At 32.5% G+C, this 22,196-nt stretch carries 22 protein-coding genes; 18 read left to right on the top strand and 4 right to left on the bottom strand.

All coding sequences use genetic code 11. The features are described 5' to 3' along the window. The first annotated feature begins 1 nt into the window (after window position 1). Complete coding sequence (locus tag FA048_RS19290) at window positions 2-952, top strand: lipid A deacylase LpxR family protein (RefSeq protein WP_136844240.1); 951 nt, start codon at window positions 2-4, stop codon at window positions 950-952. Window positions 953-977: 25 nt separating this feature from the next. Here the strand turns inward: FA048_RS19290 and arfB are convergent, their stop codons facing one another. Then, window positions 978-1,391, bottom strand: a complete 414-nt coding sequence (gene arfB / locus FA048_RS19285; RefSeq protein ID WP_317130528.1) for an alternative ribosome rescue aminoacyl-tRNA hydrolase ArfB — start codon at window positions 1,389-1,391, stop codon at window positions 978-980. A 34-nt stretch (window positions 1,392-1,425) separates the two neighbouring features. Continuing rightward, entirely contained in the window at window positions 1,426-1,956 is a 531-nt protein-coding gene (locus FA048_RS19280; protein ID WP_136844239.1) for a ferritin, read from the bottom strand. 131 nt (window positions 1,957-2,087) lie between these two features. Here FA048_RS19280 and cmk point away from each other — a divergent pair, with 131 nt between their 5' ends. The 13 genes from cmk (at window position 2,088) to FA048_RS19215 (ending at window position 14,077) form a co-directional block, all read left to right on the top strand. After that, entirely contained in the window at window positions 2,088-2,771 is a 684-nt protein-coding gene (cmk, locus tag FA048_RS19275; protein ID WP_136844237.1) for a (d)CMP kinase, read from the top strand. 51 nt (window positions 2,772-2,822) lie between these two features. Then, the gene (locus FA048_RS19270) at window positions 2,823-3,659 is read left to right on the top strand and encodes a 3-keto-disaccharide hydrolase (RefSeq protein WP_136844235.1); all 837 of its coding nucleotides are present in this window, start codon (window positions 2,823-2,825) and stop codon (window positions 3,657-3,659) included. Between the two features lie 53 nt (window positions 3,660-3,712). After that, a complete protein-coding gene (locus FA048_RS19265) occupies window positions 3,713-5,275 on the top strand; it encodes a TPM domain-containing protein (RefSeq protein WP_136844233.1) in 1,563 nt (520 codons plus the stop codon). A 143-nt stretch (window positions 5,276-5,418) separates the two neighbouring features. Continuing rightward, complete coding sequence (locus tag FA048_RS19260; protein ID WP_136844231.1) at window positions 5,419-6,135, top strand: SH3 domain-containing protein; 717 nt, start codon at window positions 5,419-5,421, stop codon at window positions 6,133-6,135. Window positions 6,136-6,499: 364 nt separating this feature from the next. Further along, the gene (gene rpsA / locus FA048_RS19255; RefSeq protein ID WP_136844230.1) at window positions 6,500-8,431 is read left to right on the top strand and encodes a 30S ribosomal protein S1; all 1,932 of its coding nucleotides are present in this window, start codon (window positions 6,500-6,502) and stop codon (window positions 8,429-8,431) included. A gap of 344 nt (window positions 8,432-8,775) precedes the next feature. Then, window positions 8,776-10,449: a beta-N-acetylhexosaminidase gene (locus tag FA048_RS19250; RefSeq protein WP_136844228.1), complete on the top strand. Its 1,674-nt coding sequence runs from the start codon at window positions 8,776-8,778 to the stop codon at window positions 10,447-10,449. Between the two features lie 125 nt (window positions 10,450-10,574). Beyond that, window positions 10,575-10,760 carry a hypothetical protein gene (locus tag FA048_RS19245; protein WP_136844226.1) on the top strand — a complete coding sequence of 62 codons (186 nt, stop codon included), beginning with the start codon at window positions 10,575-10,577 and terminating at the stop codon, window positions 10,758-10,760. Next, entirely contained in the window at window positions 10,760-11,236 is a 477-nt protein-coding gene (locus tag FA048_RS19240) for an RNA polymerase sigma factor (RefSeq protein ID WP_136844224.1), read from the top strand. The genes FA048_RS19245 and FA048_RS19240 overlap by 1 nt, the downstream gene beginning before the upstream one ends. Continuing rightward, entirely contained in the window at window positions 11,226-11,843 is a 618-nt protein-coding gene (locus tag FA048_RS19235; RefSeq protein ID WP_136844222.1) for a hypothetical protein, read from the top strand. Before FA048_RS19240 ends, FA048_RS19235 begins: the two co-directional genes overlap by 11 nt. Before the next feature lie 68 nt (window positions 11,844-11,911). Continuing rightward, window positions 11,912-12,436 carry a hypothetical protein gene (locus tag FA048_RS19230; RefSeq protein WP_136844220.1) on the top strand — a complete coding sequence of 175 codons (525 nt, stop codon included), beginning with the start codon at window positions 11,912-11,914 and terminating at the stop codon, window positions 12,434-12,436. After that, complete coding sequence (locus FA048_RS19225; protein WP_136844218.1) at window positions 12,437-13,204, top strand: CPBP family intramembrane glutamic endopeptidase; 768 nt, start codon at window positions 12,437-12,439, stop codon at window positions 13,202-13,204. Between the two features lie 14 nt (window positions 13,205-13,218). Next, window positions 13,219-13,422, top strand: coding sequence for a hypothetical protein (locus FA048_RS19220; RefSeq protein WP_136844216.1), 204 nt, complete (start codon window positions 13,219-13,221; stop codon window positions 13,420-13,422). A 4-nt stretch (window positions 13,423-13,426) separates the two neighbouring features. Then, on the top strand, window positions 13,427-14,077 hold the full coding sequence (locus FA048_RS19215) for a class I SAM-dependent methyltransferase (protein ID WP_136844215.1): 651 nt from the start codon (window positions 13,427-13,429) through the stop codon (window positions 14,075-14,077). A gap of 4 nt (window positions 14,078-14,081) precedes the next feature. Here FA048_RS19215 and FA048_RS19210 read toward each other — a convergent pair whose 3' ends face one another. Next, window positions 14,082-14,477: a thiol-disulfide oxidoreductase DCC family protein gene (locus tag FA048_RS19210; RefSeq protein WP_136844213.1), complete on the bottom strand. Its 396-nt coding sequence runs from the start codon at window positions 14,475-14,477 to the stop codon at window positions 14,082-14,084. Between the two features lie 263 nt (window positions 14,478-14,740). Between FA048_RS19210 and pyrR the strand changes: the two genes are divergently transcribed. Then, entirely contained in the window at window positions 14,741-15,295 is a 555-nt protein-coding gene (pyrR, locus tag FA048_RS19205; protein WP_136844211.1) for a bifunctional pyr operon transcriptional regulator/uracil phosphoribosyltransferase PyrR, read from the top strand. A 72-nt stretch (window positions 15,296-15,367) separates the two neighbouring features. Further along, window positions 15,368-16,300 carry an aspartate carbamoyltransferase catalytic subunit gene (locus FA048_RS19200; RefSeq protein WP_131554514.1) on the top strand — a complete coding sequence of 311 codons (933 nt, stop codon included), beginning with the start codon at window positions 15,368-15,370 and terminating at the stop codon, window positions 16,298-16,300. 108 nt (window positions 16,301-16,408) lie between these two features. Here FA048_RS19200 and FA048_RS19195 read toward each other — a convergent pair whose 3' ends face one another. Continuing rightward, complete coding sequence (locus FA048_RS19195; protein ID WP_136844209.1) at window positions 16,409-17,119, bottom strand: hypothetical protein; 711 nt, start codon at window positions 17,117-17,119, stop codon at window positions 16,409-16,411. A 311-nt stretch (window positions 17,120-17,430) separates the two neighbouring features. On the opposite strand from FA048_RS19195, the gene FA048_RS19190 reads away from it, so the two are divergent. Further along, complete coding sequence (locus tag FA048_RS19190) at window positions 17,431-20,448, top strand: tetratricopeptide repeat protein (protein WP_136844207.1); 3,018 nt, start codon at window positions 17,431-17,433, stop codon at window positions 20,446-20,448. A 6-nt stretch (window positions 20,449-20,454) separates the two neighbouring features. Next, complete coding sequence (locus FA048_RS19185; protein WP_136844205.1) at window positions 20,455-22,152, top strand: TonB-dependent receptor; 1,698 nt, start codon at window positions 20,455-20,457, stop codon at window positions 22,150-22,152. Window positions 22,153-22,196 lie beyond the last annotated feature (44 nt).

Below are 22,196 nucleotides of genomic sequence, written 5' to 3'. Positions count from 1 at the left end.
AATGAGATTAAAACTTTCATTTCTAATTATTATACTATTTATATGTTCTAGTTCTTTTGCTCAAACATATAAAAACGAATTTGGCTTTAAAAGTGATAATGATGCTTACCTTTTCTATGGTCAAGATCGTTATTATACAAACGGTTTATTCATTTATTTTCGCCATGCAACAGACCAACAAAAACTTGGAGAAAAGTTGGAGAAAATAATTTATGATATATCTATAGGGCAAAAAATGTATAATCCCATGTCTGGTAATGTGCCTGACCCTGCTAAACAAGATCGTCCATTTGCTGGTTATCTTTATGCTGGAGGAAATGTTAATCTTTTTTATAAAAATGAAAGAATTCTTAAAGCCGGATTAGAAATTGGAACTGTTGGCCCAGACGCTTTGGGAGAAGATGGACAAAAATTATTGCATGATATGGTAGGTTTTTATGAAATTGACGGATGGCAATATCAAATTAAGAATGAATTGGCTATAAATCTGTCTACCCAATACACTCAATTGTTACATCGATCTACCAAGAAAGATTTAGATTTCTCGTTAGAAGGTTATGCAAATATTGGTACTACTTTTAGCGGTGCAGGAGCTGGTATATTATTTAGGGCAGGGAACATTAATCAATTATTTAATTCAGGTTACACCCACGCTGTAATTAGCAATAATGCCAAAACCGAAAAACTGGTTAAAAGTGAGGCCTTTTTCTATGCTAAACCTCAACTAAATGTAGTTGCTTATGATGCTACAATTCAAGGTAGCATGTTTAACGATGATAGCCCAATCACTTTTAAACCAAAACGAATAGTGTTTGCCCAACAGTTAGGCTTTAATTACAGTACACCACGCTTTACGTTCGATTTTGGTGTATTATTTAAATCAAAAGAAATTAAAAGCATAGCAAAAGCGCATCAATATGGAACTATTTCTATGTTTTATAGGTTCAATTAATCATGAAATTTAAAAGCCCAGATTATTAATCTAATCCGGGCTTTTTTCTATTTTCTTTTTTTGAAGAAGTGATTGATTTATTATTTAATCTTTTCTCAATAACTCCCTTAGGAATTTTAGTGGGCTTTCGTTTTTTCTGTACCTGTAGAGATTTAGTTAATAGATTGGTTAATTTTAAAATTGTCCGCTGTTTATTTAAAAGTTGACTCCTATCCTCTTGAGAAACAATATGTAAATTACCTTCTATATCTAAGCGATTGGCTAGTCTTTCATTCAAAAGCGTCTTTTCTTCATCAGTAAAAAATGACGATTGTTGAAGATTAAAAATAAGCTCAACTTTACTCGAAACTTTATTTACGTTCTGTCCACCCTTACCTCCACTACGTGATGTTTTAAACGTTACTTCCTTAATTAATTCTTCTTTAGCCGGTATCATCATGCAAATGTAGCCTTATGATCCTATTTAGAAAACATTAATCTTCACCCTCTTCTTTTGTATCGCTTACTTTTTTCCTTAAACCAACAATATCTTTATCTAATTGGTAAACCCCTCCTCTATCACTACCTACTAATTCTAATTTCTCAAGCATAGTTTTAGCCATTTTCTCTTCTTCCAATTGTTCATCTAAATACCATTGTAAGAACTTAAATGTTAGGTAATCCTTTTCATTCAAAGCCAATTCAACCAAATTGTTAATAGATTGAGAAACCTCCAATTCGTTTTTAAGGAAATCCCTAAATACATCAATCACTTGCTGGTAGTTATTCTGCGGCATTGCCAATGCAGGTATAATAGCATGTCCATCCCTATCATTTATATAATGCATAAATTTTAACATATGATGGCGTTCTTCATCACTTTGTTTGTAAAAAAACTCTGTATAACCCTCTAAGCCTGGTTGAGTTTCTAACCAAGAAGCAACTGCCAAATAAACTTGAGAAGACTCCGCTTCTATTTTAACTTGCTCGTTTAAAGCATTTAACATTCTTTCTGATAATAACATTGCGTTTATTTTAATTTGTTTGTTACAACAAATCGAACTCATTAAAAGTTCTAAATAATATCATCGAATCTTTTTAATCAGTAGTAAATACTTTCTAAAAAACTAATTTCAAAATACTACTTTTGTAATACATGAGAAAAAATCTAGTTGTAGCGATAGATGGCTATTCTTCTTGCGGAAAAAGTACTTTGGCAAAAGCATTGGCTAAAAAATTAGGTTTTATTTACATTGATAGCGGCGCTATGTACAGGGCAGTTACACTATATTTTATTCGCAATAAGGTTGATATGAATAACCAAGATGCGATAAATGATGCGCTACAACACATTGAGTTAAATTTTCATTCTAGAGATTACGAATCTCATATTCTTTTAAATGGCGAAGAAGTTTCTGAAGAAATTAGACAAATGCCAGTTTCTGAAAGCGTAAGTGAAGTTTCTGCCAACAAACAAGTTCGCCATGATATGGTGAAACAGCAACAAAGAATGGGCAAATCTAAAAACATTGTAATGGATGGCCGTGATATTGGTACTGCTGTTTTTGAAGATGCCCAAGTTAAATTTTTTATGACTGCAGATCCTAAAATTAGAGCAGAACGCAGGCATAAAGAATTACTATCCAAAGGTGATAAAGTAACTACTTTAGAAGAGGTTTTCGAAAATTTAGCGCATAGAGATTATGCAGACACTACTAGAAAAGAGAGTCCACTAGTTAGAGCCGAAGATGCTATTATTTTAGACAATACAGAACTTACTCAAGAAGAACAACTTGATTTTGCTATAGAAAAAGTTAGCCCTTTCTTAGAAAAAAATTAATCACACTTATCTTATTAAATAATTTGGTATTTTGGTGCGAAATATAATCGTATGAAACTACATCCTTATTTAAGACTATTTATCTTAACATCATTCTTATTTTACGCTTCGGCTTGTAAAGCCCAAAAAGGTTGGATAAACCTATTTAATGGTAAGGATTTAAAAGATTGGACCGTTAAAATTGCTAAACATGAAGTTGGAGAAAATTATGCCAATACTTTTAGGGTAGAAAATGGAGTGATGAAGGTGAGCTACGATGGGTATGAAAATTTCGATAAGCAATATGGCCATATACATTATAACAAACCATTTTCTTACTATCTATTAAAAGTTGAATATCGTTTTGTTGGTGAGCAAGCAAAAGGAGGTGAAGGTTGGGCCACAAGAAATAGTGGTGCAATGTTACACGGACAAGATCCTAAAACCATGTTAAAAAACCAAGATTTCCCTATTTCTATTGAAGGGCAGTTGTTAGGTGGAGATGGGAAAAACGAGCGTCATACCAGTAACGTTTGTACACCTGGTACAACTATTTATATGAATGATAAGTTGACAGTTGCACATTGTTTAGAATCTAATTCGAAAACCTTTCATGGCGAACAATGGGTTACAGCAGAATTTTTGGTATTAGGAGATTCGGTTATTCAACATTACGTAAATAAAGAATTGGTATTAACCTACACCAAACCTCAAATTGGTGGTGGAAGTGTGAGTAATTTCGACCCTAAAGTAAAAGAAGATGGTAAACGTTTAACAAGCGGATACATTTCTTTACAAAGTGAAAGTCATCCAATCGAATTTAGAAAAGTAGTATTATTTGATTTGGCTCCGTATGCTAAGGATAAGATTAAGCTTGAAAAAATGATTGCGAAAGTTAAAGCTGAGTAGTTAATCCTTAAATTAATCTTCCCTGGAGATTAATTTTGAATCTAAAACTCTTTATGAAGAAAATCAGTTTGCTGATTGTATTTTTAGCGTTTAGCTTATTTTCAGTCGCTCAGAAATTTTATGCTGTCGACCAAATTCCAAATCCAAAAATTACTGGACAAGATTATTTTGTAAGCAATCCAGATGGCATTTTAAGTAAGGTAGAAACCATTAATCAACTACTTGTTCAACTTGAGCAACAGACCAAAATAGAATTTGCAGTTGTTGTTTTAAGAGATTTTGATGAAAGCCAAGAGGATTTTGAATTTGCCAAAGCCATATTCGACAAGTGGAAAATAGGAAAAGCTGGAAGTAATAATGGTTTGCTTTTACTCATCTCAATCGATAGAAGAAAATATAGATTTATTAGTGGCTCTGGCGTTGAAGGTCTACTACCAGATGTTGTTTTAAAGCAAATTGGAGAGAACTATTTAGTTCCTGCATTTAAAGAACAACTATATGATGATGGCGTAACAAATGCAATTAATGAAATAAATGATAAGCTTACAAATCCGCAAAGCAGAGCAGAAGTACAAAGCCTTATAAACCAAGAGAAACAACAAGATTTCGACTGGAAGTTTGCATTGGGCGGTTCAATATCATTAATTCTGATATTCTATTTCGTGTTTAGGTTAGTTAATAAACAAGCTAAAAAAAATAACGATTTGGATAAGCAATCCAATTCAAGTACAAGTAGCACAGCTAACAATAAGGGGCCAAAAACCACAAACCCTAAAGATGATATAAAATCAATCATAAAAGATAAAAATGGCTATGAAGCGGTCTACATAAAAGGTTGTGCTTGTATTTTCATTCTTATATTTATTTCTGTTTTCATTTTAATATTTGTTAGTGGATTCGGGCTTTTCGAAAGTTTAGAGGTTAGTCACATTCCGTATATTTTATATGTGTTGTTGGCTATAGGGCTTTTCTTCAGATATTACGCTTACATAGGGAATTTAAGAAGAAAACATTTTGACGATGAGAATTTTTTAGAGGCGGTTAAGGAATTTCATTATAAAAATTGGTGGCTTATTGTTTTTTCGCCATTAATTATAATCGCATTGATTATTCATGCATTTAAAAAAGTAAAAACCGTAGAACGATTTAAACCGATTTTCGATAGTAGGAGTATGGAAATGTCTCGTTTAGATAGGGATATCAATTTAGAAGGCGAACCATATTTAACCAAAGGACAAAGAAAAGAAGAGCTCATCAAAGCCTACGATTATGATATTTGGGAAAGTACGGATAAAAAGGAACATATTATAAAAGTTTATCCGGCAGAAGAATACGACAGCTTTGTCGAATGCCCAGAATGTAAGTTTAGAACATATCAACTTAACAAACAAGTAACCACAAAAGCAGCAACTTACAGCAGTTCGGGCACAGCTAAACTAACTAATGAATGTAATTTTTGCGATCATGTAGAATTTATAAGATGGGTTACCTTAGCACAACTTGTAAAATCAAGCTCATCTAGTAGCTCTTCTTCGGGCGGAAGTAGCTCTTCATCAAGTAGTGGCAGTTTTGGAGGTGGGAGCAGTAGCGGTGGTGGAGCCGGCGGAAGTTGGTAAAGGGAACGCGATCATTAAGATTTCTTAAAACCTTTCATTATCATAAATGTTGATTAATTAATTGAAACTTTTAACATAGGTTTTATAAGTTTGCAAATTAATTCCAAGGGCATTTTTTAATTTCTGATGCCAATAATTTTATAATGATGAATAGATTTTTTATCCTGCTGTTTTCTTTGATTCTTTTTTCTTTTAGCGCTGATGCCCAAGATCTGTATAAAGTTACAGCAGATAAGTTAAATGTTAGGGAAACAAAAGACCCTACAAGTAAGAAGATTGGTTTTGTACCCCAAAATGAAAATGTAATGGTTTTGGATTCTTCTAATGCGAAATATTTCAAAGTAAAAGTTACGAATGGAGAAGGTTGGGTAAGTAGTGAATATTTAACAAGAGTCTCTCCTGCCCCTGTTAAACAGGCGCAATCTCCAAAAATTGTTGTCGCTCAAGAAACCAATGAAAACAATTCAAAAATCATTTTTATTGCATTTGTAATTATCATTATGATTGCATTGTTGTTTTTTATTATCAAGTTTATAAACAACAAGATTTTAATGGTTTTATCTGCCTGTATAGTTTTGGCTGTGGGTTATTTAAGTTATTTGACTTTTATTAAGGAAAAATCTGTTTCGGGAAAATACCTTAGTACGGGTGATGCAGAATATCAGTCACTAGAATTTAAATCTAAAAACTCAGTAGTTATTCAAGATAATTACACAGACTCTTTAATTTCTACTCATTATAATATTGAAGGGGACATGATTAAGTTTAAACTTCAAGAAAACACAGTTTTGCTACTAATTAGAGACAACAATACACTTATTGGAGAAGGATTTACAAGAGGTACTTTTAAAAAGAATTAGTCTTAACCACAGATAAAGGATGAGCACAGCTATTGTAGTTCAAACTTGTTTCTAGCACAGTTTAAGTTGTTTAAACCCAGTTGTAGCGGAAAGCCCACAGTGAAGCGAGGACTTGGAGCGGAAAACGGGACTAACATTAAAAAATACTACTGAACTTGCTTTTCAAACTAAAAAGCAGAAAGGTAAAAGCTGAGAAGCAGAAAGCTTAATTGACTTATTTGCTATATGCAATTCGCAATACGCTATACTATTTTAACTATATCCCTAATTATCAGCAACATTAATCAAAAAAATTCTTTTCTTTTAAAAATAATATTTCTACCTTTGCAGTCCCTAAATAGGGAACAAAGGAGATTATTAATTAATGGCTAAAAAACAAGTAGCAGAAAAAGAACTAGAGGCTAAAACAGCCGAACTACAAGGTGCAGACGCTCGTCTAACCGAGAAAGAAACAATTGAGTCAGAAGCTGATTCGGTTTCTATCGAACAAATCAAATCATCATTAGCAACACCAGATCAAGATTTTGATTGGGATGCAGATGATAAAGTATTTGGTAATTACAGTGACGCAGACCGTAAAAAGTTTGAAGATATGTACACAGATACTTTCAACCAAATCACTCAAGGCGAAATCATTAGTGGTATCGTTGTATCAATCAACAACAAAGACGTAGTATTAAATGTTGGATTTAAATCTGACGGTTTAGTTTCTACTTCAGAGTTCCGTGATACACCTGATTTGAAAATTGGCGATTCAGTGGATGTTTTCGTAGAAGCTCCAGAAGATGCGAATGGTCAGTTGATTTTATCTCGCAAGAGAGCAAAAACACAACGTTCTTGGGAAACCATCAACGCTGCGCTTGACAATGACACCATTATTAATGGTTTCGTGAAAAGCCGTACTAAAGGTGGTTTAATTGTTGACATCATGGGTGTAGAAGCATTCTTACCAGGATCTCAAATCGACATTAAACCTATCCGTGATTACGATGTTTACGTTGGTAAAACAATGGAATTCAAAGTTGTAAAAATCAACCACGAATTTAAAAACGTTGTAGTTTCACACAAAATCTTAATTGAAGACGATTTAGAAAGCCAAAAAGTTGAAATCGTTTCTAAATTAGAAAAAGGTCAAGTATTAGAAGGTACTGTTAAAAACATTACTGATTTCGGTGTGTTCATCGATTTAGGTGGTGTTGATGGTTTACTTCACATTACTGACATTTCTTGGGGCCGCATAGAGCATCCAAAAGAAGTATTATCATTAGATGAGAAAATCAACGTTGTTGTTTTAGACTTTGATGATGAGAAAAAACGTATTGCTTTAGGCTTAAAACAATTAACTCCTCACCCTTGGGAAAATTTAGATGCTAACTTAGCTGTTGGTTCTAAAGTAAAAGGTAAAATTGTTACTGTAGCTGATTACGGTGCTTTCTTAGAAATCATTCCAGGTGTTGAAGGTTTGATCCACGTTTCAGAAATGAGCTGGTCACAAAACTTACGTTCACCTCAAGAATTCTTGAAAGTTAGCGATGAAATCGAAGCTGAAGTTTTAACTTTAGATAGAGATGAGCGCAAAATGAGCTTAGGTATTAAACAATTAACTCAAGATCCTTGGGGTAATGTTGCTGAAAGATATCCAATTGGAAGCAAACACAAAGCTGTTGTTAAAAACATGACTAACTTCGGTGTATTTGTTGAAATTGAAGAAGGAATTGACGGATTAATCCACATTTCTGACCTTTCTTGGAGCAAAAAAGTTAACCACCCTAATGAGTTTACTAAAGTTGGTGATACCTTAGATGTTGTAGTTTTAGAACTTGATGTTGAAAACCGCAAATTAAGCTTAGGTCACAAACAATTAGAAGAAAACCCTTGGGATACTTTCGAAACTATCTTTACCCTTGATTCAGTTCATACAGGTACAGTAGTTAAAGTAACTGATAAAGGTGCTGTTATTGCTTTACCATACGGTGTAGAAGGTTTCGTACCAACTAAACACATGGCTAAAGAAGACGGTTCAGTAATCAAAGCTGAAGAAACTAATGACTTCAAAATCATTGAGTTTAACAAAGATGCTAAACGTATCGTTGTATCTCACGCCCGTATTTGGGAAGAGGCTAAAGCTGAAGTTGCTGCTGAAGAAAGAGCTACTAAAAAGAAGGAAGCTAAAGCTTCTGTAAGTGCAGTTAAAAAAGTGAAAGATTCTGTAGAGAAATCTACTTTAGGTGATCTTAGCGTTCTTGCTCAATTAAAAGAGCAAATGGAAGGCGAAGAAAGCAAAAAGAAAAAATAAGCTTTTTAAACGCTAAATAAATTTAATCCCGATAGCCAATGGTTATCGGGATTTTTTGTTTTTAGAAGTCGTCATTGCGAGCACAGCAAAGCAATCTCATAGGGAATTTTAAACCATATAAGAAATATGAGCTCATGCCTTATAATTCCTTAAATATCTTATATGGTAAATATTAGGAAAAGGATGCAAAATACTCATCGCTCACTCCTGCCCTGCTTTCCTTCCTGCCTTGACATCCATCTAATCGGGTTTATAATTTAATTGAGTGGTTCTTGGCAACATTTCCGTTCAAACATATTAAAACCGCTCAGATTTTCTATTTTTGAAAATCAAAACTATATATAATGAAGAAATTTATTTTTTGCTTTTTTATTTTTGCTTTCAGCTTTAATCTTTTTGCTCAAGAGATAAATATCATTCCACAACCTGTGAGCATTGAATTTGGCAAATCAAAAAAAACTTTCAAACTTGATAGCAGTACACAAATCTATATTAGTAACGATAGCGTTAAAAATTCTTCAGATTATCTAATCGATTATTTCGATAAATATTATCTATTAAAACTTGAAACAGTTAAAACCTTACCAAAAGCAAAGACTATAAAGCTTGCAATCAACCCCAATGTTGGAGAATTCAACAACTGCTATGAAATAACAGTTAATGAAAATGAAATTTTAATTGAAGGTCAGAGTGAAAATGCAGTTTTTTATGGTATACAAACACTTTTACAGCTTTTACCTACAGAAGTAAAAGCAATAATTCAAATCCCTGCAGTTAACATTCAAGATTTTCCACAATTCGAATACCGAGGTATGCACCTAGATGTAAGTAGACATTTTTTCGATGTTGCTACAGTGAAAAAATACATCGATTATCTCGCTCTGCATAAAATGAATTATTTCCACTGGCATTTAACAGATGACCATGGTTGGAGAATTGAGATTAAAAAATATCCTAAACTAACGGAAGTTGGTGCTTGGCGCAATGGAAGTATTATTGGGCTTTGGCCAGGAAAAGGAAATGAAAGCATCAAATATCAAGTTTTACCAAATGAAGTAAAAATTACACCAAAAGATGCAATCATTAAAACAGATGGTATTAAACATGGTGGCTATTATACCCAAGAAGAAATTAAAGATGTGATAGCTTACGCTGCTAAAAGATACGTTACCATTATTCCTGAAATAGAAATGCCTGCGCATAGCATGGCTGCATTAGCTGCCTATCCTGAATTAGGAACAGAGCCTAATAAAAAATATGAAGTGGCGCAAACCTGGGGAATGATGAATAAGTATAATAATGTTTTTGCTCCCACCGAAAAAACATTTAAGTTCTTAGAAGATGTTTTATCAGAAGTGATAGCATTATTTCCGTCGCAGTACATACATATTGGTGGAGATGAGGCTTCTAAAGTTTGGTGGAAACAATCTCCGGCTACCCAACAAATAATGAAAGACAACAACTTAAAAGACGAAAGCGCCTTGCAAAGTTATTTCATTCATCGCATAGAAAAATTTGTAAATAGCAAAGGCAAGACCATTATTGGTTGGGATGAAATTTTAGATGGTGGTTTAGCTCCTAATGCAATTGTAATGAGCTGGCGTGGAGAAAAAGGTGGTATAGCAGCAGCAAAAGTTAAGCAAAAAGTAATCATGACACCCGAAAACATGATGTATTTTAACCATAAACAGTTTCTTAATGAAGATAGTTTAGCTGCTTCAAAACACTTGCCATTAGAAACAGTTTACAATTATGAACCTATTCCTACAGAACTAAACGCTGAACAGTCAAAATACGTTTGGGGTGCACAAGGGAATTTATGGTCAGAATATATTGCTAACCCTAAAAAAATCGAATATATGATTTTCCCAAGGTTAGATGCATTAAGTGAAACCCTGTGGAGTCCAAAAGAAAGTAAAAACTTTTCAGATTTCTTAAAACGTTTAAAAACACAATTTAAACGATATGATTTAATGGGCATAACCTACAGTAAAAGGTATTTGACCCCAAACCCCTAAAGGGGCTTTCCAATCCAGTTGCATATTTAAGTTGAGTTATTAAAAATTAATTTTCAATTGTTGTAATTTTTTGAAACCATCTCTTACTAACTGTACATATTTTAAACAGTTTTAATATGAGCAAAATGGAAAACAAAAATTCAAAAATAGGAATAACAGCATTTCTAATTTTAATTCTATCGACCACAGAAATGCATCCGGTACTTAAATATATTATGCTTTTCGTAGCAACTATTTCTTTTATCATTACAATGGTTCAACTTTATGAAGAGAATAAATCGACAAGATTATCTTCAAAAGCTAAAAAATAATGACAGAGAAATCTTACCTCCAAAAAATTGAAGAGCATAAGGGAATTATCCTTAAGGTTGTAAACCTTTATGCCGATTGCTTGGAAGACAGAAAAGATTTGTATCAAGAAATTGTTCTTCAGAGTTGGGGCGCTTATGCAAGGTTTGAAGGGAATGCTAAGTTTTCTACCTGGCTCTATAGAATTAGCTTAAATGTTGCCCTAACTTTTTTAAGTAAAAGCAAAAAAGCTGCAAAAATTAAGGAAAACACGAATCAGGATATATCTTTTGAACCTCAAGAATTATCAGAACGATCAGATTTTTTGTACCGAGCAATTAAACAATTAGCAGAAATAGACCGAAGTATAATAATACTACATCTCGATGGCTTCGACAACTTAGAAATAAGTGAAATTACAGGGCTTTCAAAGAGCAACACGAGTGTTAAGCTTCACAGAATTAAACAGCAACTTACAACTATTATAAATGGAAAATAGCATAGACTTACATCAAGAATGGCAAAATATGAATGCCGAATTTACAGAAAAGGATATTACACTAGCAATTGCAACATATAAACTTGATAATCATTCACATAGTTTAATTGGCTCGTTACTATTCAAGCTAAAATGGAAATTAAGGTGGATTAGAATTATTAGTTTACCAATGCTTATTGCCGCATTTTTTATAAAAAGTGACTTACAGTTTTTGCTAATTGCATTTTTTGTTACCTACGAATTATGTAGAATTCTTGGTCTAGTTGAACTAAAAAAGATTAAAATAGCTATCGACTTTAATTCCAATACAAAACAAGTACTAGAAAATAACCTAAAAGCTATCAGAAGAATATTAAGAATGGAAAATACTTTTGGTTATATATTTTTGCCATTGAGTGGTCCGATAGGATTAATTGCTTATAAATTATATGTTCATCAAAAGTTTGCAATTGTTTTTAGCTTACCTAATTTAACTTTACAAATAGTTTTATGTGCTTTAATTGGCATTCCGTTTATATTTCTAGCTCAGAAAATGAACAACAGTATTTTTAAAGAACCAATTAGAGATTTAAGTAATAAGATTAGAGACTTATCGGATAAATATTAAGTTTTTAGTTAATAAATTTTGAGGTTATTATTTACAATTATATATTTATTGCAGATAACGCTCTCAACATGGAAAACCAACAACTCAATTTATGCGCTTGCTGTGCTAATACATTTGCACAGAATGATAGCTATTGCATTAGCTGTGGATACCCTCTACAAGGAACAAATGAACAGCAAGAAAATCATATTGCTAACCGAGCAGTAAAAGAAATCGACCTAATTGATTTAAATAAGAAAGTTGAAACGGCCTGTAATTCATTGTATTGGATAGCAGGAATAATTGGTGTTTCATCTATTATAGGTTATTTTACCTTAACTGACGAAGATGATGTATTGATATTTCTAATTACAACAGTAATTATGGTTGGCGCCTTTTTGGCACTAGCCGTTTGGAGCAAAACCAAACCAACCACAGCACTCATATCTGGCCTCTCATTATATGTAATAATCCAATTATTAAATTTGATTGCCGATCCATCATCAATAATAAGGGGAATAATTTTTAAGATTATCATTATTGTATATTTGATTAAGGGTGTAATGGCTGTTTTAGAGGCTGAAAAGATTAAAAAAGAGCTAAACATCAAATAATTGGAAAAACAGCATATCGACGCTACTTTTTGCGAAAATTGTCAAAGCGAAATATTGGTAAACAACAACTTTTGTAGGGTTTGTGGTCAGGCACAGAATCTAAAAGAAGTTAGTTTTCATGCCAATAAGAAGCAAAATTTACAGCAAATAGCTCTATTCTTTGCTATTGAAATAATAGTTTGTATTTCTGCTTTACTAATTGAAAATCATACCATTGCGATATCGCTATTTTTTGATTTTGTAATGGCAATAACAGCAATCCTGTTTTTCTGTAATAATTGGTCAGAAAATAAATTTATTTTAAAATGGCCAAATTTTTCAATTAAGAAAGTAGTTGGTTTAGTTGTAGTAACAGTTATAGTCTCTTACATTGTTCAATTTTTAGTTGGTCATTTAAATCGTTTTATTTTTAACGAAGATTATTCCTTTTATTTTACCTACGCATTCCATAAATATGGCAACTATATTATGGTACTATCTGTTGCTTTGCTTCCAGCTTTGTTTGAGGAACTTGCCTACAGAGGTTTTCTAATGCAACGACTATTAAATATTGTAGATGAAAAAGAAGCAATATATATAACTTCAATCTTATTTTTCTTCATACATTTCAGCATGATTTCCTTTTTTTGGATGTTACCTTTCGGTTTATTGCTGGCCTATGTAAGAATTAAAACAAATACACTATGGTATGGGGTAATTATGCATTTCTTTTTTAACTTAACCGCTTGCTTTGTCGAAATCTACGACTTTTCAAATCTTGGTTTTTAACAGAATTAAATAATATGCGTAAAGTTTTTGCAATTATATCATCCATTATCACAATCTTCGCCATTAAAGAAGGATATCATATCTTCACTTCAAGCGATAAAGACATTATCAGCCAAAGACCAATACTTATTGTAATTGCATTAAGTATAATTATTCCTCTAATTGTACTTTCGCTTTGGCTATGGAAACCAAAAAATAATAATCCAGAAGAATCTTAATCCAATGTCATTAACTGAAGAACAACTCAAAGAATTAGCTTCACAATTGAGTAAGCCAAATGGAGAGCAAGGTATTAATGTAGGTAACATGATGCACGATAGCAATATCGGCATGACAATGAGTACCGCTAATGCTTTAAAGATTGCAGATAATGATCAAATTTTAGAACTTGGCCATGGCAATGGAAAGCACATAAAATCAATTTTAAACCAAGCATTAAATGTTTCTTATTTTGGCCTGGAAATAGCAGAATTGATGAAAAAGGAAGCCGCATCGCAAGATTTAAATAATACTTCATTTTATCTTTATGATGGAGAAAAAATCCCTTTTGTAGAAAACACTTTCCATAAAGCAATGACAGTGAATACCATTTACTTTTGGAAAAATCCTGTTGATTTATTAAACGAGATCTATAACGTTTTAAAACCTGAAGGTATTTTCTGCATTGGCTTTGCACAAAAAGAATTTATGAAGATGTTACCCTTTACGCAACATGGTTTTAATTTATATGATGATGTTAAATTTAAAGAGCTGGTAAATAAAACTCCATTTAAACTGATTTCCCTTACTCAACACACAGAAAAAGTAAAAAGCAAAGCTGATGAAATGATCGATAGAGCTTATACTGTTGCAACTCTTCAAAAAGCAATTTAAAAAACTAGTTCAAAAACTTACTTTTCAACTCTGGAGTTGGCACCCAGCAACTTTCCTGTTTACCAAACCATTTATAACGGTTTTTAGCAATGTAATTATAAACCGCATCTCTAATAAAAGGTGGAACAATGATAAACCCATAGAGCAAAGGCCAAAGTCCATTTAATTTCCTAGCAACCTTTAAGGCAGCTGTAGAACGCAAATAAATTTTATCATCTTCTAACAAGATAAAACTATCTAGATTTTCTGGAGCAATATTAAATGGAGCAATCTTTTCGTCCGCATACTCACTTTGTAGAGAGGCAAAGCGAAAAATATTCTTTTTATCTCTTTGGATAGTAAATTGCACTGCCCCATTACAGAGATTACAAAGGCCATCGAAAAAGATTACTGCTTGCATATACAAATATAAAGTTTTGATGGGAGTTTATTTAACTATAAAACACAGACTTATGTAATTTAAACCTGATGGTAATGAGCACGAAGCGTAGCGAAGTAAAATGAACAACAGGGCTACCCTTTCCTATGTAAACTGAAACCTGCTTTTCAAATTCAAATCACAACAATTTAACAATCAAACAATTCAACAATCAGTTAGATAACTTTTTCACTTTCTACTTTTTACTTTCTACTTTTTGCCTATATTTGCCCAATCCTTGTTCAATGCAAAAGAGAACCCTGCTAGACGGTAAAAAATTTCAAATCACAATTAAGAGACTTTGTCATCAATTAATTGAGAACCACACCGATTTTAATAATACTGTATTAATTGGCATCCAACCAAGAGGAACTTATTTCGCAGACCGTGTACACCAGGAACTTTCTGAAATTTTAAAAACAACATCTATTAAAAAGGGACATTTAGACATTACTTTTTTTAGAGATGACTTTAGGAGAAAGGACGGTTTAGTTACAGCAAGCAGCAACACCATCAACTTTATTATAGAGGGCAAGCAAGTTATCTTAATTGATGACGTTTTGTGGACTGGAAGAACAATACGTTCTGCAATGGATGCTTTATTGGCTTATGGAAGACCTGAAAGGGTTGAGTTAATGGTATTGATTGACAGAAGGTTCTCTAGACATTTACCTATAGAGCCTAACTACATAGGGCAGCAAGTTGACTGTGTTGATTCTCAAAAAGTTAAAGTAAGCTGGAAAGAGCAAGAAGGTGAAGACAAAGTGGTTTTATTATCAGAACCGTCTATATTAAAATAATTATTTTAACATAGTTAGCTCTATCTGACAATTGAAAACCAAATAATAAACAGATAAAAAGCAATAACAGAAATGGCAGCAGAAAAATTATCAACAAGACATCTTTTAGGCATTAAAGATATTAACCTGAATGATATTGAATTGATTTTCGAAACTGCTGATAATTTCAAAGATGTAATCAATAGACCAATTAAAAAGGTTCCTTCACTGAGGGACATTACCATTGCAAACATATTTTTCGAAAACTCTACACGCACTAAACTTTCTTTTGAACTAGCCGAGAAAAGACTTTCTGCCGACGTAGTGAATTTCGCTGCATCTTCTTCATCAGTTAGTAAGGGTGAAACACTAATTGATACCGTGAACAACATATTAGCAATGAAAGTTGATATGGTGGTGATGCGACATCCTTATGCAGGCGCAGGTGTGTTTTTAAGCAAACATATTAAAGCACAAATTGTAAATGCGGGAGACGGCGCCCATGAGCACCCAACACAAGCTTTACTAGATGCATATTCTATTCGTCAAAAACTAGGTGATGTAAGAGGCAAAAAAGTAGTAATTGTAGGTGATATTCTGCATTCAAGAGTTGCTATATCAAATATACTTTGTCTGCAAATGCTTGGCGCTGAGGTAATGGTTTGCGGACCAACAACTCTAATCCCAAAACACATCGCATCTTTAGGTGTAAAAGTAGAACACGATTTAAAAAAAGCTTTAAACTGGTGTGATGTTGCAAACATGTTGCGTATTCAGTTAGAAAGACAAGATATTAAATATTTCCCCTCTCAAAGAGAATATGCCATGATGTATGGCTTAAACAAACAAATTCTTGACAACCTTGATAAAGAAATAATTGTAATGCACCCGGGGCCTATTAACAGAGGTGTAGAGATTACAAGTGATGTTGCCGACAGCAAACAATCTATTATTTTAGAGCAAGTAGAAAATGGGGTAGCCGTAAGAATGGCCGTGCTTTATTTATTGGCTAGTCAAAATGACTAAATTAAAAAGATGGTAAGTATATAGCATCAACATTATCTTTGCTTCCAACCTTCAATGAAAGCCATCAATAAAAATTTTGTTGATTTAATATTATTAGTTTTTAGCTTCCTATTTAACCTTTTCATCTTTATCTTTCATTAAATCTTCTGGTGGCAGATCTTGAGTATATGCTAAATGTAAACACTTATCAGTTATTTTTTTTATTTTATCATGTAAAGAAACATCACTTTTCTCTTTAATGTAATTCAGCTCTTCTACCAGTATTTCTATGTGTTTTTTTATGCCTTCATCCCCAACTTTTACTAAGTTTAAATCGGAATCTATTAATGATAACATGTTTAAATCCATTCCAATATTAGTTGGTGTTTTTTCAATATTAATAAAAACTCTCAATGCCCCAATACCATGTAAAACTGCTGCAGAATATAAATCTCGTGAATGACAAATTAGGCAAAGTGCTCTTTTAACATCAAAATTTGTTTTACTAATAACTTTTTCTTTTTCTACTAATAAATCTTTTATAAAATTAATTTCACTTTTCACATAAAGATTAATTGTTTTAACAATTTGCCTTTTATGAATGCTTAAAGCACCAACAATAAATGCCCAGCTAATTAAACCTACAATTACTATTATAGTGCTAAACATATACAAATCTTGCGAAATAACATCTGAAAAGAACCCAGTTCCAATTCTTGTTTCATTTACGATTTTATTTAAACTATCTACTTTTACTTCTAGATATTTTAAATGATTCTTTACCGAATCAGCACTGGATGTACCAACTTTAGATGCTATGAAAATTGATTTTTGTAACATAGAGTGAGCGCTTTATGAGTCTAATCTACATTTTAAGATTTGCAAAACACCAATTTGTAAAAAAATTAATAATCTTAAAAAAAACTCTCTATTCAAACAGCTTATATAAACTCAATATTGCCAAGCTTTGTGAAGTTGTCCAAAAGCAAATAACTATTGACTATTTCCTATCAACCATCAACCTCTTTTAATTTTCTTTATACCAATTTCAAAATCTCTTCGTTAAAACTGTGTTATCAACAGATGTTAGTTACTTATGTTGATAAGCTTTGATACTATTTATAATTTAGTACCAACCATATTTGAAACCTATGCAGAAAAAATATCTTCTAGTTCCTCTATTTGTAGCGGGCTCATTTAATAACATTTACGCCCAGATAAGCCCATTAATAACCCTCAATAAAAATTATCAAACTGGTTTAGAATTACTTCGCAATGAAAAATATGTTGCGGCTTCACAGCAGTTTAAAATAGTAGAACAGCTCAGAAATAAAACAGGTAAACAACAGGAAAGTAATACTGAACTTTCTTTAATTAAAGAAAACGCTAAATTTTATGCTGCTGTTTGCGCTTTAGAATTAGGAAATGAAGATGCCGAAGCCCTATTTCTCGAATTTATAAGAGAATACCCCCTCAATCCAAATACTAAACTAGCTTACTTCCATGTAGGTAAATCTTATTTCGGACAGAAAAACTACACAAAAGCACTGGAGTGGTTTGAAAAGACAGAGCCAAGTTCACTTTCTCAAAAACAAAGAGTTGAATACCAATTTAAACAAGGTTATGCCTACTTCCAATTAAAAGATTATGAAAAAGCAGAACCTCTTTTTGAAGCTGTTAAAAAAGAAGAATCTCAATTTAAAGAAAGTGCAACTTATTATTTTGCCTACATAAATTACCTCAATAAAGAATATAAAACTGCATTATCAAATTTCGAAAAACTAAAGGGCTCCCCTACTTACGAAGCTAGTTATCCTTATTACATTACTTCAATGTATTATTTGGATGAACGTTATGATGATGTAATTGATTATGCTATTCCTGCAATGGCTAAAACCAAGCAACAATATGAACCAGAAATGTTAAGCTTGGTTGCTGCATCATATTTTGCAAAATCTGAATTTAAAAATGCTGAAAAGTATTTTGAAGAATTTTATGCTAAAGATAAAAGTCAGACCAAAAACAATCTTTTCATCTATCAATATGGCTATTCTTTATTTCAAAATGGAAAGATTAAAGAATCTATTCCTGTTTTAGAAAGATTAAATACTGATGATGTTTACTTGCAAAATGGTATGTATACCTTAGGTAAAGCATCATTAAAACTAAATAACAAAGAAAAAGCCCGTAGTGCATTTTTTAGAGCATCAAGATTAGATTTCGATAAAGCTATACAAGAAGAAGCATGGTTAAGTTATGCTAGGTTGAGCTATGAACTAGACTTTAATGCACAAGCTTTAGAATCTATTCAGGCTTTTATCAAACAATTTCCTAGTTCTAAAAAAATCAACGAAGCTAGAGTTTTACAAGGTGAGATTTTGTTGACCAGCAAAAACTATCAAACAGCAATTGATATTTTAGAACCCCTACAAAACAAAACACCTGAAGCTAAAGAAGCCTATCAAAAAGCAACTTATTTTAGAGGTTTAGAGTATTATAATGAAAGAGCTTTTCCAAATGCACTTTCTATGTTTTTACGTTCAGGTAATTTCCCAGAAGATAAAGAGATCAATGCATTGAGCATTTATTGGATGGCAGAATCAATGTATGAGTTGCGCAAATTTGGAGAAGCTGTTAGAACCTTCGAAAAGTTTTTAACCATACCAGCTGCTCAAAAAACAGATGTTTATAATTTTGCAAACTATGCTTTGGGTTATGCTGCTTTTGAAGATGAAAAATATACTAAAGCCGCCAATTACTTCGAGAAATTTTTAAACGGAGATGATAAAGATGCAAAAACAGTAACTGATGCAACTATCCGTTTGGCAGATTCATACTTTGTGAATAAAAACTATGGAGATGCAATGACCAACTACAATAAAATCATCAATGGTAAACTAACTGGTGAAGATTATGCATTGTTTCAGCGTGGAATGATTCAGGGACTGCAAAAACAAGATGATAGTAAAATTACCACAATGCAGAGTTTATTAAGCAGATTCCCAACGTCAAATTATGCAGATGATGCCGGTTTTGAAACTGCCTATACCTATTTTAACAAAGGGGAGTTTGATAAAGCAAAATCAGATTTAGTTGATTTAGTAGCAAAATATCCTCGTAGTAGTTATGTACCCCGTGCTTTGGTAACCATAGGCTTGGTTCAATACAACCAGGACCAAGATGATGCGGCATTAGAATCGTTTAAAAAAGTAATTAGAGATTATGCAAGTTCACCAGAGGCAAAACAAGCATTAGAATCTATTAAAAACATCTATGTAGATCGTGGTGATGCGAATGGTTTCATTAGCTATGCGGCTACAACACCGCTTGGTAATTATTCTATGAGTGAGCAAGATAACATTGTATTTCAGGCAGCAAACAATAGATATTTACAAGGTGATGCCAAAGGTGCTTACGAAGCAATAAATGCATATTTTGAGAAATTCCCGAAAGCTATACATGATAAGGAAGCCAAATTTATTAGAGCAGAGTCTTTGGTTAAATTAGGCCGATCGCCAGAAGCAATAGCAGATTATGACTATATCCTTAATGATTGGACCAGTGATTATACAGAACGTTCATTAATCAGTGTTTCTAAAGTTCTAATGGACGAAAAGAAATACAATGAAGCTATCGTTTACTTAAAAAGATTAGAAACTACTGCAGATTATAAAGTACATTATACATATGCCATTAACAACTTGTTAAAAGCTTATAATGCTTTAGGCATGGCAGATGATATGATGAAATATGCAGAAATCATTAAAACATCAGACAAAGCATCTGAAGAGGAAAAAAACAGCTCTGATTTGTACATTGGAAAGGCTTATTTGCTAAAAGCAGATACAACACAAGCAGTTAAATCATTTAACAATGTGGTGGCTAAAACAAAAACTTTAGCTGCTGCTGAAGCAAAATACAATTTAGCCGCTGTACAATATGCCAAAGGCGATTATAAAACTTCTCAAAAGACTTGCTTTGATTTGATGAATAATATGCCATCTTATGATTATTGGGTTGCAAAATCAGTAATTCTATTATCTGACAATTACTTAGCATTAAAGGATAAATTAAATGCAAAAAGTACTTTATTAAGTATCATAGACAATTATGAGGGCAAGGATGAAATTGTTGCAACTGCCAAAGAGAAATTAGCTAAAATTAACTAGACGAAAATGAGATTTACCAAAATTATATATAGTACAATATTTTTTTTAGCAGCCGGAACTTTTACACTAAAAGCACAGGATGTTAAACCACCAGAAAAAACTGTTAGCGAAGAAATTGAAGTAATTAGGCCCTATAAGCCAGTATTAGCTGAAGCTGTAAAATTGAGAAGGAGCCCTGATTTAAATAATGTTGCTACTTATAAAGCTAAATTCAATTACGTTATTACTGATCGTAAATTAGAGCTTAACTCTGATATTCAAAAACTACAGGCCCAGCAATTAGCGGATGAAAAGGCGGCTATATTGATCAATAATTATGTAAAAGGTGGTATTGGCTCTTTGTCTACAATGCTAGCAGAAGCTTATGTGGGTACAGGAAAAGATGAAGCATTACAAGCAGGTGCATTTTTCAGACATTTTAGCCAAGAAGGAAAGCTAAACAAGCAAAATGAAAATATGCAACAATTTAGTGCATTTGGCCGGAGCATTGGCGCAAAAACAACTTTAAATGGTCGCTTAAATTACGAAAGACACGGCGTTTATTTTTATGGAATAGATGAATTAAACCCGACATTAAATCCAAATCCAGAAAAACAGGCCATCAATTTCTTTGAAATAGAAGGAGAAGCAATTAATAAATTTACTGCAGATGAGAACGCACTAAGCTATGCTGCAAAGGTTAATGCTTATCTATTAAGTGATAAGTTCTCTGCCAAAGAAAATGCCATTACCTTAACCGGCTATTTAAATAAAAGAATAAGCAAATTTAATTTAGGCTTAGCAAGTTCACTTGAATTAGGAAGTACAAAAGATATAAATACGAGTGTTTCAAATCATTTATTTCGTTTAAATCCTTACATTAAATTACAAGCAAATGGTATTAAAATTACTGCTGGTGTAAATTTTGTTCAAGAATTCGGAGAATTTTCAAGCACAAGATTTTTCCCTTCAGTTACAGCAGATTTTACAGTAATCCCAGACTTCCTTCAAATATTCGGAGAGGTTAAAGGAGATGTAACTCGTAATAGTTTAAAAAACTTTACAGATGAAAATCCTTTCTTAAATGCCAATATTGCCATTCAAAATACAGTAGAAAAGTTAAGTATTAGTGGAGGTATTAAAGGTACTGGTGGCCCGGGCTTCGGTTATAAAGCAAGGTTTTACAGTAAAAGAATTACCGACATGCCCCTATTTGTAAACAACTTTACAAACTTTAATAAGTTTGATGTGATTTATGATTTTGGTAACATGAAACTTTTAGGATTAGAAGGAGAGATTTCTGTTCAGGTAAGCGACGACTTAAGGTGGACAGGTAAATTGAATATGGAAGATTATAAACCAGCTGTAGAGCAAGAAAGCTATTTTAAACCACAATTGCGTATCAGTTCTAATTTCTCCTATACTTATAATAAAAAGTTAAGCTTCAATGCCAATGTAGTTATTCAAGGTGATTCTAAGGCAAAGGTTTATAGTTCAGATCCTCAAACTTTAGGTTTGTATCCTCCAATTCCTGACTTAACCAAAGAGACTTTAGTAACTGTTAAAGGATTTGCAGACTTAGGTATTGGTGCAGATTATAAAATCAATAATAAATTTTCAGTTTTTGCTAAAGCCAATAACATTTTAAACACCAAATACAGCAAATACCTTTATTACCGTACCAATGGCATCAATATTTTTGGTGGTTTAAGCTATTCATTTTAAAGGTTACAGAATTAATTATTGGTTGGTACCGAATTAAAATTTAT

The sequence above is a fragment of the Pedobacter polaris genome, from assembly GCF_005116505.1.
GTDB lineage: Bacteria > Bacteroidota > Bacteroidia > Sphingobacteriales > Sphingobacteriaceae > Pedobacter > Pedobacter polaris.
Note: the sequence above shows the minus strand (reverse complement) of the source record. Positions and strands in the feature narration are given on the sequence as shown.

Bases quoted from the DNA above. Each gene is read 5' to 3' on its own strand.
- rpsA (WP_136844230.1), top strand. From the start codon at position 6,500: ATGGCTAAAAAACAAGTAGCAGAAAAAGAACTAGAGGCTAAAACAGCC.
- FA048_RS19245 (WP_136844226.1), top strand. From the start codon at position 10,575: ATGGAAAACAAAAATTCAAAAATAGGAATAACAGCATTTCTAATTTTA.
- FA048_RS19200 (WP_131554514.1), top strand. From the start codon at position 15,368: ATGGCAGCAGAAAAATTATCAACAAGACATCTTTTAGGCATTAAAGAT.
- FA048_RS19250 (WP_136844228.1), top strand. From the start codon at position 8,776: ATGAAGAAATTTATTTTTTGCTTTTTTATTTTTGCTTTCAGCTTTAAT.
- FA048_RS19190 (WP_136844207.1), top strand. From the start codon at position 17,431: ATGCAGAAAAAATATCTTCTAGTTCCTCTATTTGTAGCGGGCTCATTT.
- FA048_RS19290 (WP_136844240.1), top strand. From the start codon at position 2: ATGAGATTAAAACTTTCATTTCTAATTATTATACTATTTATATGTTCT.
- arfB (WP_317130528.1), bottom strand. From the start codon at position 1,391: ATGATGATACCGGCTAAAGAAGAATTAATTAAGGAAGTAACGTTTAAA.
- FA048_RS19185 (WP_136844205.1), top strand. From the start codon at position 20,455: ATGAGATTTACCAAAATTATATATAGTACAATATTTTTTTTAGCAGCC.
- FA048_RS19240 (WP_136844224.1), top strand. From the start codon at position 10,760: ATGACAGAGAAATCTTACCTCCAAAAAATTGAAGAGCATAAGGGAATT.
- FA048_RS19230 (WP_136844220.1), top strand. From the start codon at position 11,912: ATGGAAAACCAACAACTCAATTTATGCGCTTGCTGTGCTAATACATTT.
- cmk (WP_136844237.1), top strand. From the start codon at position 2,088: ATGAGAAAAAATCTAGTTGTAGCGATAGATGGCTATTCTTCTTGCGGA.
- FA048_RS19195 (WP_136844209.1), bottom strand. From the start codon at position 17,119: ATGTTACAAAAATCAATTTTCATAGCATCTAAAGTTGGTACATCCAGT.
- FA048_RS19260 (WP_136844231.1), top strand. From the start codon at position 5,419: ATGATGAATAGATTTTTTATCCTGCTGTTTTCTTTGATTCTTTTTTCT.
- FA048_RS19270 (WP_136844235.1), top strand. From the start codon at position 2,823: ATGAAACTACATCCTTATTTAAGACTATTTATCTTAACATCATTCTTA.
- FA048_RS19220 (WP_136844216.1), top strand. From the start codon at position 13,219: ATGCGTAAAGTTTTTGCAATTATATCATCCATTATCACAATCTTCGCC.
- FA048_RS19215 (WP_136844215.1), top strand. From the start codon at position 13,427: ATGTCATTAACTGAAGAACAACTCAAAGAATTAGCTTCACAATTGAGT.
- pyrR (WP_136844211.1), top strand. From the start codon at position 14,741: ATGCAAAAGAGAACCCTGCTAGACGGTAAAAAATTTCAAATCACAATT.
- FA048_RS19280 (WP_136844239.1), bottom strand. From the start codon at position 1,956: ATGTTATTATCAGAAAGAATGTTAAATGCTTTAAACGAGCAAGTTAAA.
- FA048_RS19210 (WP_136844213.1), bottom strand. From the start codon at position 14,477: ATGCAAGCAGTAATCTTTTTCGATGGCCTTTGTAATCTCTGTAATGGG.
- FA048_RS19265 (WP_136844233.1), top strand. From the start codon at position 3,713: ATGAAGAAAATCAGTTTGCTGATTGTATTTTTAGCGTTTAGCTTATTT.
- FA048_RS19235 (WP_136844222.1), top strand. From the start codon at position 11,226: ATGGAAAATAGCATAGACTTACATCAAGAATGGCAAAATATGAATGCC.